The sequence below is a fragment of the Paraperlucidibaca wandonensis genome, assembly GCF_042677145.1.
In the GTDB taxonomy this organism is placed as follows: Bacteria; Pseudomonadota; Gammaproteobacteria; order Pseudomonadales; family Moraxellaceae; genus Perlucidibaca; species Perlucidibaca wandonensis.
This window is the reverse complement of record NZ_JBHTIT010000001.1, coordinates 1,040,306-1,052,388: the sequence shown is the minus strand read 5'-3', so window position 1 is coordinate 1,052,388 and position 12,083 is coordinate 1,040,306. Positions and strand designations below refer to the sequence as shown.

Here is a 12,083-nt window from a genome sequence, read left to right as displayed (position 1 = left end):
GCAGACTAGCAGCTGAAAAGCCACAAGTGTCCTCTACAAGGCTAAGGTTAACGCAAGAGTGTGAGCGTCTCTTAGCTTTTTGTGCTGCTCGAGTCTGCATTAGGTCCGAGGTCGGGTTTATTCATAATCAACGCCCAGACGCTAATCATTAGTAAAACTAGGGTGAGGGCAGAGGCTAGGCTATTCATGATATGTGCTCGCTATACTGTGTATATGGACAGTATAGCGAGTCAGTTGGTGGTAACAAGTGGATTTGCAGTTACTGGTCGGATGATCAGTGGTATTGCTAGGTGGTTAATGCGGGCTCCTATTACTTATGTGGGTTCGTTAAAACGTTTGCCTTCAATCGGCTCCGCGATTAATGCCCAAATATTAAACAGCAGCAGTGTTGCTAGGCTTAACCCGGTCAAAACAGTCATGTGATGCTCCCTGCTCTGTGGCGACACACTGACTCTTGCATGAAGGCTTGCACTTGGCCAAAAACAAATCGTGCTATGGGCGCCTGTAGATTCATCGAGAGAAAGCACTGCTTAAGCATCAGCCGCTTGCGTTTGCCTGCTGGCGTGACTCGAATTTGATAGATGCTTTGGCTATATGAGCGCGTATTGCCTTAGCGATAACACATAAAAAAGCCCTGACTATGCAGGGCTAAGTGCTTGCTAAATCGATAGATAGTTGCGACTACTAAGTCCACCTAAGTGGCCAGTAACAAGCCTTACCGTTGGTCAGCCGACTAAGACGTTTGACTTGAGGCTTATCGCTCACGAGCGATAAAAATCACCTACATGTTCATTTTTCTTAAAGCGCTTATAGGTCCACTGATACTGCTCTGGAGCAATCGCGACTAAGGTTTCCATGGAACGATTCATGGCTGCAGCCGCGCTGGCAAGGTCGTCGTCATGCACGGCAGGGTCGGCGGGCAAGATATAGAGGTCAAAGCCATGGCCATCATTGCGGCGGATGCAGCCCATCACAATAACGCGGCATTTTGTGCGCTGAATCAACTTTGGCACCATCACGCCAGTCCAAGTTGAGGTGCCGAAAAATGGCGCGAAGATCCCGCCATTATCGTTAGGTGTGTGGTCCGGCAAAATCGCCGTGAAACCACCTTTGCGTAACGCCTTAAAGGTGGCGCGCACACCGCTGTCGTCAGTGGGCACAATGTTAGCGCGTAAGCGACTGCGCGCCTCCCAAACTAAAGCATCTACCCCTGGCTGTTTGCCCGGCTTGTACATGATGGTTGGAGCCGTGTGTTCATTGACCCAAGCGTTCATAAATTCCCATGTGCCCCAGTGCGGCACGATGCACATCACGCCATCGCCGGAGTTTATTGACTCCAAAAAAAGTTCGCGGCCATGCACATCGCGGATTTGCTTATAGCTGTACTCCGGTGGCATGCCCCAGGTTTTGGCAAACTCCAACGCAGTCATGGCAGTGCTGACAATACTGGCTTTAGTTGTGTGCTGGTGCCATTGCCGGCTTTGCTTGGGATGCGCGCGTTCGATATTGCGTAAGACCGTGCGGTAAACGCCGGTGTGCGGAAAGGCGGCGACAAATTGGCCAATCAGCTGCCCTATGCGTTGCAGCATTGGCAAGGGCAGTTTCGCCAGCCATTTTAATGCAACCATCGATATACGATCTTTGAAGTCTAGATCTGGGGGCGCTAGCGGTGGGGTATTCATATTGCGGCTACTAAATAAAAGTGGCGCCAAGCATAGACGATGATTTGCCGTGCTCCAAGATAGTGCCGCTTTCGCTATACTGCAGGCCACTTGATTTTGATGATAGCTAGCTCATGAGTTCTGATTTTCTTCAGCCCGTACGTGATTTTCTCGGCGCGGCCACTACCGATGCCTGGGTGCAGGCTGCCGTAGCCGATCTACCGACACTGCTGCAAGACCATGCTAATTGTGAAAAAAAGGCCGCAAGCACGGCGCTGAATATGCTGTTTCGTTACAACGATCGCGAGCAGTTACAAACCGAGCTGACGCAATTGGCGCGCGAAGAGCTACTGCACTATGAGCAAGTACGAGAGCTCATGGCTAAGCGTGGCATCAGCTATCGACCATTGTCAGCGAGCCGCTATGCCAACGGTATGCGCCAGCATGTGCGCACTTACGAGCCTGCGCATTTGGTCGACCTAATGATTATTGGAGCTTTTGTCGAAGCGCGCTCTTGCGAGCGTTTTGCGGCAGTAGCGGAGTATCTCGACGATGAGCTTAAGCGCTTCTATAGCTTTTTGTTGCGCTCTGAGGCGCGGCATTTCACTCATTATTTAGGCTTGGCGCAATGCTATAGCAGTGAGCCTATCGCTGAGCGCGTGGCATTTTTCCGCGAAGTGGAGGCTGAATTGATTTCTACGCCCGATGTTGAGATGCGCTTTCACAGTGGCGTGCCGCAAATTCAAGTGCAATCTCAAACGCGAGCACAAGCATGACGCCGTGGCGCTGCCCGCTCTGCGCAGCAGCATCAATAAGGGCAGCGAACACAGTGCCTGATGCTGCCATTGGCGAGCAAGACTCTGAGCCGTTAGAGGTCACTGAGTCGACTCATGAGCTGCGTTTGGAAAGCACTTCGCCAACTAGTAAAAGTTATCGTTGTGAGGCTGGGCATTGCTTTGATATTGCGCGTGAGGGCTATGTCAATTTACTGCCAGTGCAGCAGAAAAAATCACTATCGCCCGGCGATACCATAGAAAGTCTCCAGGCTCGGCGGCGCTTTTTAGATGGCGGATTTTATCAGCCGCTGCGTGATGCCCTGACTGAAGTCATTACGCCGTGCCAAACACTAATTGACCTCGGCTGTGGTGAGGGCTATTACACCGCAGCATTAAACGATGTTGCCTGCGAAGTTATCGCGCTCGATATTGCTAAACCGGCGATACGCATGGCGGCGAAAACGTATCCGGCGCTGCGCTGTGCGGTGGCAAGTGTCGCCGCCGTACCGCTAGCCGATGCCAGTGCCGATGCCATCACCAGTATTTTTGCGCCAGTCCCGCTTGCTGAGATGCTACGTTTGCTGAGGCCGGGCGGGCAGGTGGTCATTGTCACGCCAGCGCCTGCGCATTTATTTAGCTATCGCCAAGCCTTGTTTGAGCAAGTTCATGACCATGAGCCAAGCAAGTTTGCTGAGGCCGCGAGTGAGCACTTTCAGGTCGTGTTGCAGAAGGAAGTGCGCTACGACATCAGCCTTGATCAAGCCGCTATCAATGACTTGTTGTTGATGACGCCTTACGCATGGAAAGCTAACCCTGTACGCCTGAGTGCGGTTGCGCAGTTGCAAAGTTTACACACAGAGGCCGCTTTTAGCGTGTTAGTGTTGAGCAAACCAATGTTGGATTTAGGCGGCGCGTGAGCTATTGGCGCTAGATTTATCGCCGCTATGGCGGTTATGGATGACGAATGAATGGGGCGTAAACGGTGAAGATGGGAAAAAAAATCAGTTACGCTGAATTCGGCCACAATTTTATTCATCAAGTGGTCACGGCACGGCGTATTGGTACCGAAATTGAGGCAGCGTTGGAGTCGACCATGGCTGGCTCCATTCGCAAGCTGCCCGCTGAGCTTTTTGTTGTTTCCTATGTTTTTGAATTAAAAGATATTCGTGTAGACCCAGATCTTGAGAAGTTGCCAGAAATCAGCTTTTTGCTAGCGATTCAGGGCAATCTAAAGCTTGATGTTGAGATTTTTGGCTTGAGTTTGCGCTATGCGCTCGATGTCACCATTACGGTTAATATTGATGTTGAAACTTATGAGCCAGTGCTGCTGCGTATGGTGCCGCATTTGGTCACCAGCAAAAGTGTCAGCATTGTACTCGTTGGTGAAAACCCACCCAGCGAAGTGCTGGATAAAATGAAATTAGTACATCCTGTAGTGCGCGATCAAATCGTCAAAGAAGTGAATGCACGCATTCAAGATGAAGCGATTCAGTCGCTATGCACGATCGATGTATTGGCAGTTGTAGAGACAGCACGTGGACCTGCGGGTAAGCCCGAAGGCGATATTTTCCCGATGCAAGACCCTGCTGAAGATGTCCATAATTTGTTGGACTTGCGGCCGCCAAAAGGCGTTTAAAAGCGAAAGTCTTCTAAATGAATACCACTGTCGTTAGCCCAGGCAATCACGGCTTGGCCTTCAGCTTCGCGCCAATCGCCTAAGACAAAACGTGTCGCTTCCCGGCCATCGGCTAGTAAGTGAGGATGTTGTTGCGGGCGGTGCGTATGGCCATGCACAAGTGTCAGCACATTTGCTTCCGTGAGCACGCGCACGACTTCATCTGCATTCACATCCATGATGTTTTCGGGCTTATTGCTGTTGGCCGCTTGGCTTTGCATACGCCAAAACTCAGCTAATTGCATGCGTTGGTCCAACGGCTGCGAAAGTATGCCTTGCTGCCATGCCTCGCTGCGCGCTTGCGCCCGAAACGCCATGTAAGCGCTGTCATCTAAGCAGAGCTGGTCGCCGTGCATGAGCAGCACAGGCGTGCCATGCAAGTCGATGACCTCGTGTTCAGCCATTAGTCGGCCACCGACACGTGCGCTAAATGCTTCGCTGCCAGCAGGGCCAGCATCCATTAAGAAGTCGCGGTTGCCGTGGCAAAATAACAACTCCACGCCACGTGCGGTAAGACGCTTAAAGGCAACCTCTATGGCGCTCAGTGTGGGCGAGGCAAAATCATCGCCTACCCACACTTCAAATAAGTCGCCAAGCACGATGACTCGATGGCAGTTAGCCGGCAGCGTATCAAGCAAATGCATAAAGCCTGCGTTGACGCGCGTGAGGTCGGCACTGATGTGCACATCGGAGACCAGCAGTGTTTGGCTCATGGCTTATTCAGCGATGATTTCAGCAGACTCGATCACCACGCCATCGCGCGGTACGTCTTGGTGGCCACCGGCATTGCCTGTGGGCACGCCTTTGATTTTATTAACCACTTCCATGCCTTCGGAAACTTTACCAAACACGGCGTAGCCCCAACCTTGTGGGTTTTTGCCGCTGTGGTTTAAGAAACCGTTGTTACCAACGTTGATGAAAAACTGTGCCGACGCTGAGTGTGGATCCATGGTGCGTGCCATGGCGACAGTGCCGATCTCGTTGGTGAGGCCGTTGTCGGCTTCGTTTTGAATCGGTGCATTGGTAGGCTTTTGCTTCATCTTGTCATCGAAACCACCGCCTTGGACCATGAAACCGTCGATGACGCGATGGAAAATCGTGCCGTTGTAGTGACCACTTTTTACGTATTCAGCAAAATTAGCCACAGTTTTTGGGGCTTTTTCGGCATTGAGTTCTAAGACAATACGGCCGTAGTTCGTGTTAAGCGCAACCTTCATGCGAGTGCTCCAAATGATTAGCGGCGGCAAACGCGCCTTATTGGTTGAGTGGCTGATGAGCCGCGGGGTAGACTCCCTTCTTTAATTTTGCCAGTCAGACCATGCTAGAAGCCAGCGATTTTATCCGAACCCGTATATCCGACGACTTATCCAGCGGTAAAACCACTCAATTGGTCACGCGATTTCCTCCAGAACCCAACGGCTACCTACATATTGGTCATGCGAAGTCGATTTGTCTGAATTTTGGTGTTGCGCAGGAAGCTGGAGGTGTTTGTAACCTACGCTTCGACGACACCAACCCCGAAAAGGAATCTCAAGAGTATATCGATGCGATTTCGCGTGATGTGCAGTGGCTTGGTTTTCAATGGGCCGGCGATATTCAGTATGCCTCGAGCTACTTTGATCAGCTTTATGCCTTTGCTGAGCAGCTGATCGAGCAGGGCGATGCTTACATCGACTCGCAAACACCTGAGCAGATCCGCGAAGGCCGTGGCACGCTCACGCAAGCAGGCACTAACTCGCCGTATCGTGATCGACCTGTCTCGGAGAGCTTGGACCTGTTCCGGCGCATGAAGGCAGCTGAGTTTGCCGACGGAGCTCATATTTTGCGTGCGCGCATTGATATGGCATCGGGTAACTTCAATCTGCGTGATCCAATTCTCTATCGCATCCGCCATCAGCATCACCACCAAACTGGCGATACCTGGTGCATATACCCGATGTACGACTTTACGCATCCTATTTCCGATGCGCTCGAAGGTGTTACGCATTCGCTCTGCACCTTGGAGTTTGAGGCGCATCGCCCACTGTATGACTGGCTGCTCAATAAACTGCCGCAATTGCCACATCCGCAGCAAATCGAGTTCGCCCGCCTGAATCTGAACTACACGGTGACCAGCAAGCGTAAGCTCAAACAATTGGTTGACGAGCAGTTGGTTGGTGGCTGGGATGATCCGCGCCTGCCTACGATTTCTGGCCTGCGTCGTCGCGGCTGCCCGCCGGCGGCGCTACGTAATTTCTGCGAGCGCGTTGGCATTAGCAAAAGCGATGGCGTGGTGGATATGGCCATGCTCGAGTTTTGCATGCGCGACGAACTAGAGCTCAGCGCACCGCGTGCGATGGCCGTGCTCAAACCCTTGAAAGTGACGTTGACCAATTTGCCAGCTGATCATCTGGAGATTTTGCGTGCTAGCCGCCACCCCAATGTCGACATGGGCGAACGCGAGATTCCGTTTACTCACGAGATTTTTCTCGATCGCAGCGATTTTGAAGAAGTGCCGCCGAAAGGCTTTAAGCGTCTAATTCCCGGCGGTGAAGTGCGTCTGCGCAATGCCTACATCATTCGTTGTGATGACGTAGTGAAGGATGCCGATGGCGTGGTGGTTGAGCTCAAATGCTCGGTCGATCTCGCCACATTAGGTGTGAATCCGACTGACCGCAAAGTCAAAGGTGTAGTGCACTGGGTCTCGGCCAGCCATTCGCTGCCGGCAGAAGTGCGCGTCTATGACCGTCTGTTTATTGATGCCATGCCGGATCGTAGCGAAGTCGATTATCGCGAGCTGATGAACCCAGAGTCGCTGGTGGTCTACGCCGATGCCCGCGTTGAGCCATCATTGGCGAGTGCGGAGCCAGAGCAGGCACATCAGTTTGAGCGTGAAGGCTATTTCTGCTTAGACAATCGCGATGCCAGTGCTGAGCATTTGGTGTTTAACCGCACCGTGAGCCTGCGCGACACCTGGGGTAAAGCCAAGTGAGTCTATTGCCAGCCGCCACCAACCTCGTTCTGCACAACTCTGAGCTGCGCCGTAAGCAGCCGTTTGTGCCACGCACGCCGGGCGAAGTCAGCCTCTATGTTTGCGGCATGACGGTGTATGACTACTGCCATATCGGTCATGCGCGGGTCATGGTGTCGTTTGACATCATCACGCGCTGGTTGCGTCACTTGGGCTTTAAAGTCACTTATGTGCGCAATATCACCGACATCGACGACAAAATCATTCGTCGCGCGCAAGAAAACGGCGAGGGCATAGATGCGCTCACCGCTCGCTTTATCGCCGCGATGGACGATGACGCTGCCGCACTCGGCACACTGGCGCCGACGCTAGAGCCGAAAGCCACCGATCATGTCGATGACATCTTGAACATGATCACCAAGCTGGTCGATAAGGGCCACGCCTATCCGGCAAAAAATGGCGATGTCTATTTCGATGTCTCGAGCTTCCCGCGCTATGGCCGCTTGTCGAACAAAAAGCTCGATGATTTGCAGGCTGGTGCCCGCGTTGAGGTCGACGAGCTGAAATCTGACCCAATGGATTTTGTTTTGTGGAAAGCAGTTAAGCCAGGCGAGCCATCATGGCTTTCGCCTTGGGGCGAGGGCCGTCCGGGCTGGCATATCGAATGTTCAGCGATGTCGACTTGCTGCTTAGGTTCGGGCTTTGACATTCATGGCGGCGGCGGCGATTTATTGTTTCCACACCATGAAAATGAGATTGCACAATCTGAAGCCGCCACTGGTGAGACCTATGTGAATGCGTGGATGCACGTGGGCTTTGTGCAAGTAAATGCGGAGAAAATGTCGAAGTCCTTAAACAACTTCTTCACCATCCGCGAAGTCTTAAAAGACTATCACCCGGAAGTGCTGCGCTACTTTATTGCCGCTAGTCATTACCGCAGCCCGCTAAATTACTCTGATGCGGCGTTGGATCAATCTAAACAGGCACTAGAGCGCTTCTACGCCACGCTAGGGGCTTTTGTCGATGCCACGCAGGGCGAGCCAGCGACAGCGGCTGAGTTCGAAGCACGCTTCAGCAGCGCCATGAACGATGATTTCAATACGCCAGAAGCATTGGCGGTGTTGTATGAGCTAGTTCGCGAAGCTAACCGCTGCGATAAAGCTGGCGATCGTGCGGCGGCAAGCGAGTTTGCCAACTTGCTCAAGCGTTTGGGCGGCATCCTTGGCTTGTTGCAATATGAGCCTGAAGCCTTCCGCCAGGCGGGTGCCGGCGATGCAGCATTTGTGGCTGAAGTTGAAGCCTTGGTGGCGGAAATCACTGAGGTGCGGGCGGCGAAAAACTTTCAACGCTCTGATGAATTACGCGAGCAGCTCAGCGGTATGGGTGTGGCGGTAGAGTTTAGTCGGGAGGGTGTGCGTTGGCGTAAGGCCAGCGATTGATCGCCCCGTACTAGGAGAAAATCGTAGTGCCGCGTTATGATGCGGCCTGCGGCGTATCCACGCTACCGGTCACTACCCGCCGCCATTTATGGACATACTGCTGATTCTGTTGTTAATCACCTTTAATGGTGTTTTTGCACTTTCCGAAATTTCGATTGTGTCTTCCCGTCGCATCCGCCTGCAACACATGGCTGAAGCTGGCGATAAAGGCGCACAGGCCGCGCTGAAACTGGCCGAGCAACCCACATTTTTCCTCTCCACCGTGCAGATTGGCATCACGCTAATCGGTGTCATGAGCGGTGCCTTTGGCGAGAGCGCTATTTCTGATCGGCTGCGGCCAATCTTTGAAGGTATGCCGCTGATCGCGCCTTACGCCAGTGTCTTAGCAACGGCATGTATGGTCATTTCCATCACATACTTTTCTTTGATCATCGGTGAGTTAGTACCGAAGCGCTTGGCTATGCAGTCGCCTGAACGTATTGCGCGAATCATTGGGCCATTCATGCGTGGCGTGTTGTTTATCACGCATCCGGCCGTGCGTTTTTTAAGCTGGTCGACCGAGCTGGTGCTGGATTTGCTGCGCGTAAAGCGTGTCGATGATCCGCCGGTGACAGAAGAGGAAATTAAGGTCTTGATGGCTGAGGGTGCGCAGGCGGGCATTTTCGATCATAGCGAGCGTGAGCTAGTCGCCAATGTTTTCCGCATGGATGACTGGAATCTCGGCTTAATCATGACGCCGCGCCCAGATATCACCTGGCTTGATCTGGCTGATAGCTTGGAAGAGCAAAAAGCCTTAATCGCGCAAACACCGTATAACCATTTGCCGGTGTGTCGCGATGGCCGTGGCAACTATATTGGCGTAGTGTCGTTGCCACAGCTGCTGCAGCACAACCTGCAGGGCGGCGGCTGGGATATTGAGCTACTGGCCAAGCCTGGTATTTTCGCGCCCGTGGGCATGACGCCAATGGCTTTGCTGGAGCTGCTGCGTAAACGTCGCCAGCACATGGCGCTGGTGGTCGATGAGTATGGTGATATCCAAGGCCTAGTCACGCTGACCGATGTCTTGGAAGCGATGGTTGGTGAGTTGCCCTCTGAGGCGAGCTCACGTGACCCAGATGTAGTGACGCGCGAAGATGGCACATGGTTGTTAGATGGCGCCTTGTCTATCGAACGCTTTCGCGATTTATTCCCGCTTGAGGCCGAAGAGCTTGAAGCTAGCCGCGATTTTCAAACGCTGGCGGGCTTAGTTTTATTTGAAGTCGGCGGTATTCCGCAAACCGGCGATGTATTGACCTGGCAAGGTCTGCGCTTAGAGGTTGTCGATATGGACGGTATGCGCATCGATAAGTTATTGGTGAGCCGACCGACTCCACCAGCCTTAATTTAACTGCCTGATGCAGGCAAAACGGAGACTGCAATGACGAAACCTTATGATGTGATCGTATTTGGCGCCACCAGTTTTGTCGGCAAAATTCTCAGCCGTTATTTGGCCAGTCAGCCTGCGGGCACCTTGCGCTGGGCCATGGCTGCACGCTCGCAAACTAAGCTCGATGAGCTTAGTGGCGAGCTAGGTGTCGATGTATCTCTGCTAATCGCCGATGCTAGTGATGAAGCCTCGCTACAAGCCTTATGTGCGCAAACTGAAGTGATTATTTCGACTGTTGGCCCATACGCGCTTTATGGCGAACCATTGGTGCGGGCCTGTGTTGAAACGGGCACGGATTATTGCGATCTGACGGGCGAAATTCAGTGGGCTAGCCGCATGATCAAGCGTTATGGCGAGGCGGCGAAAGTTAGCGGTGCGCGCATTGTGCATTGTTGTGGTTTCGACTCAATACCATCAGATCTTGGCGTGCACTTTTTGCAGCAAGAGGCACAAAGCAGCTTGGGTGAGCCCTGTAATTCGGTGAAAATGCGCGTCTGGAAAATACGCGGTGGTGCTTCTGGCGGCACGGTGGCGAGTTTGATGAATGCAGTGAAAGAGGCCAAGGCTGACCCTGCTGTGCGTCGTGAAATGACCGATCCCTATGCTATTTGCCCAGCTGACGACTATAAGCGCGTGCGCCAACCTAATGTGCAAGGTGTGCAGTTCGATGCCGACTTTAAGCGTTGGGTTGGACCTTTCGTGATGGCCACCGTGAACACGCGTGTGGTGCATCGCAGCCACGCCTTGCAAGGCCATCCTTGGGGTGAGGGTTTTACCTACGACGAGGCCATGTGCACCGGCGTTGGCGCTAAAGGCGCAATCACAGCAGGTGTTGTTGCGGCAGGTATTGCCGGTGTGATGATCGGCTCTGCATTTTCGCCCACGCGTGCGCTATTAGGCAAAGTTCTGCCTTCGCCAGGCGAGGGCCCAAGCCCTGATGAACAAGAAAATGGCTTCTATGATTTGCGCTTTATTGGCCGCACGGCATCAGGTAAATCATTGTCGGTGAAGGTCTTTGGTGATCGTGATCCAGGCTATGGTTCGACCGGCAAGATGCTGGCTCAAGCGGCAATGTGTCTGGCTTTTGATACGCCAAAAACAGAGTTTGAGGGTGGTTTTTGGACACCGGCGAGTTTGTTTGGTGAGCGTTTGATTTCGCGTTTAACGGCACATGCGGGATTGCGTTTTGAGCGTATTGCTTAAGCGTTTTTGCTGTAAATAGTGCGTAATAAAAAGGCCTCTTAAAAGAGGCCTTTTTTGTTTCTGAGCCTGTCTGAGGCTAGCCGCTTAGTAGCCGATTCAGCTTGCTTGGCGTTCTGCCGCCGTCACTGATTGCTCAATCAGCGTAGCAATAGTCATCGGGCCAACACCGCCTGGCACTGGCGTGATGGCACTAACGCGACCATGCAGCGGTGCTAGCTCAATATCGCCAACACCACCGGGATGGTAGCCAGCGTCAACTACAACTGCGCCATCTTTAATCCATTCGGCTTTAATGAACTCAGGCCGTCCAACTGCACCAACGACAATATCAGCTTGCTTGATTAGAGCAGGAAGATCGCGAGTCTTCGAATGGCAAATGGTGACGGTGGCATCGGCACCAAGTAACATCATTGCCATTGGCTTGCCCAAAATAGCACTGCGGCCAACCACCACAGCATGCTTGCCAGCGAGCTCGATGTCATAAGCCTTTAGCAGCGTCATAATGCCGGCAGGCGTAGCGGAGCCATAGGCGCGTTCGCCCATGCTCATGCGGCCGAAACCTAAGCAGGTAACGCCATCGACGTCTTTTTCTAGCGCGATAGCATCGAAGCAGGCGCGCTCATCAATTTGCTCGGGTACTGGATGTTGCAGCAAAATACCGTGCACATCGAGGTTGGCATTGAGTGCCTGAATTTCGGCCAAGAGCTGCTCTGTCGTGGTTTCACTAGGCAAGGTGCGGCGAATAGAGTCCATGCCAACACGCTTGCAGGCATTGCCCTTCATCTTTACGTAGGTCTCGGATGCGGGGTCATCGCCGACTAAAATAGTCGCCAAAATCGGCGTGCGACCGGTGTCTTCGCGCAGACGAGTGACGCGCTCAAGTAACTGCGCCTCCATTTTCAATGATAAGGCTTTGCCATCGAGCACTAAAGTAGGCGAATTTGCTGACATTG

10 protein-coding genes and 1 pseudogene are annotated in these 12,083 nt (G+C 52.9%); 7 read left to right on the top strand and 4 right to left on the bottom strand.

Annotated elements, in window-relative coordinates; all coding sequences use genetic code 11:
• Positions 1–761 precede the first annotated feature (761 nt).
• The gene (locus ACFQ0F_RS04890) at positions 762–1,682 is read right to left on the bottom strand and encodes a lysophospholipid acyltransferase family protein (protein ID WP_340674474.1); all 921 of its coding nucleotides are present in this window, start codon (positions 1,680–1,682) and stop codon (positions 762–764) included.
• Positions 1,683–1,795: 113 nt separating this feature from the next.
• Here ACFQ0F_RS04890 and miaE point away from each other — a divergent pair, with 113 nt between their 5' ends.
• The 3 genes from miaE to ACFQ0F_RS04875 all read left to right on the top strand — a co-directional run bounded on the left by miaE (position 1,796) and on the right by ACFQ0F_RS04875 (position 4,073).
• A complete protein-coding gene (miaE, locus tag ACFQ0F_RS04885) occupies positions 1,796–2,437 on the top strand; it encodes a tRNA-(ms[2]io[6]A)-hydroxylase (RefSeq protein ID WP_379069677.1) in 642 nt (213 codons plus the stop codon).
• Positions 2,434–3,354 carry a putative RNA methyltransferase gene (locus tag ACFQ0F_RS04880; RefSeq protein WP_379069673.1) on the top strand — a complete coding sequence of 307 codons (921 nt, stop codon included), beginning with the start codon at positions 2,434–2,436 and terminating at the stop codon, positions 3,352–3,354. Before miaE ends, ACFQ0F_RS04880 begins: the two co-directional genes overlap by 4 nt.
• Before the next feature lie 65 nt (positions 3,355–3,419).
• Positions 3,420–4,073 (top strand): hypothetical protein, encoded by a 654-nt coding sequence (locus tag ACFQ0F_RS04875; protein ID WP_340674471.1) that lies wholly within the window; start codon positions 3,420–3,422, stop codon positions 4,071–4,073.
• Here the strand turns inward: ACFQ0F_RS04875 and ACFQ0F_RS04870 are convergent.
• Together ACFQ0F_RS04870 and ACFQ0F_RS04865 are read right to left on the bottom strand one after the other, a co-directional pair.
• On the bottom strand, positions 4,070–4,825 hold the full coding sequence (locus tag ACFQ0F_RS04870) for a UDP-2,3-diacylglucosamine diphosphatase (protein ID WP_340674470.1): 756 nt from the start codon (positions 4,823–4,825) through the stop codon (positions 4,070–4,072). The genes ACFQ0F_RS04875 and ACFQ0F_RS04870 overlap by 4 nt on opposite strands.
• Before the next feature lie 3 nt (positions 4,826–4,828).
• Positions 4,829–5,329 carry a peptidylprolyl isomerase gene (locus tag ACFQ0F_RS04865; protein WP_340674469.1) on the bottom strand — a complete coding sequence of 167 codons (501 nt, stop codon included), beginning with the start codon at positions 5,327–5,329 and terminating at the stop codon, positions 4,829–4,831.
• Between the two features lie 89 nt (positions 5,330–5,418).
• Here ACFQ0F_RS04865 and ACFQ0F_RS04860 point away from each other — a divergent pair.
• The 4 genes and pseudogenes from ACFQ0F_RS04860 to ACFQ0F_RS04845 all read left to right on the top strand — a co-directional run.
• Positions 5,419–7,083 (top strand): annotated as a pseudogene (locus ACFQ0F_RS04860) (glutamine--tRNA ligase/YqeY domain fusion protein); the annotation flags it as partial.
• Positions 7,084–7,088: 5 nt separating this feature from the next.
• Positions 7,089–8,501, top strand: a complete 1,413-nt coding sequence (gene cysS, locus ACFQ0F_RS04855; RefSeq protein ID WP_340674476.1) for a cysteine--tRNA ligase — start codon at positions 7,089–7,091, stop codon at positions 8,499–8,501.
• Between the two features lie 88 nt (positions 8,502–8,589).
• On the top strand, positions 8,590–9,888 hold the full coding sequence (locus ACFQ0F_RS04850) for a hemolysin family protein (protein ID WP_340674468.1): 1,299 nt from the start codon (positions 8,590–8,592) through the stop codon (positions 9,886–9,888).
• Between the two features lie 30 nt (positions 9,889–9,918).
• Positions 9,919–11,130 (top strand): saccharopine dehydrogenase family protein, encoded by a 1,212-nt coding sequence (locus ACFQ0F_RS04845; protein WP_379069668.1) that lies wholly within the window; start codon positions 9,919–9,921, stop codon positions 11,128–11,130.
• Between the two features lie 96 nt (positions 11,131–11,226).
• On the opposite strand, the gene folD is transcribed toward ACFQ0F_RS04845, so the two are convergent.
• Positions 11,227–12,081, bottom strand: coding sequence for a bifunctional methylenetetrahydrofolate dehydrogenase/methenyltetrahydrofolate cyclohydrolase FolD (folD, locus tag ACFQ0F_RS04840; RefSeq protein ID WP_379069665.1), 855 nt, complete (start codon positions 12,079–12,081; stop codon positions 11,227–11,229).
• Positions 12,082–12,083 lie beyond the last annotated feature (2 nt).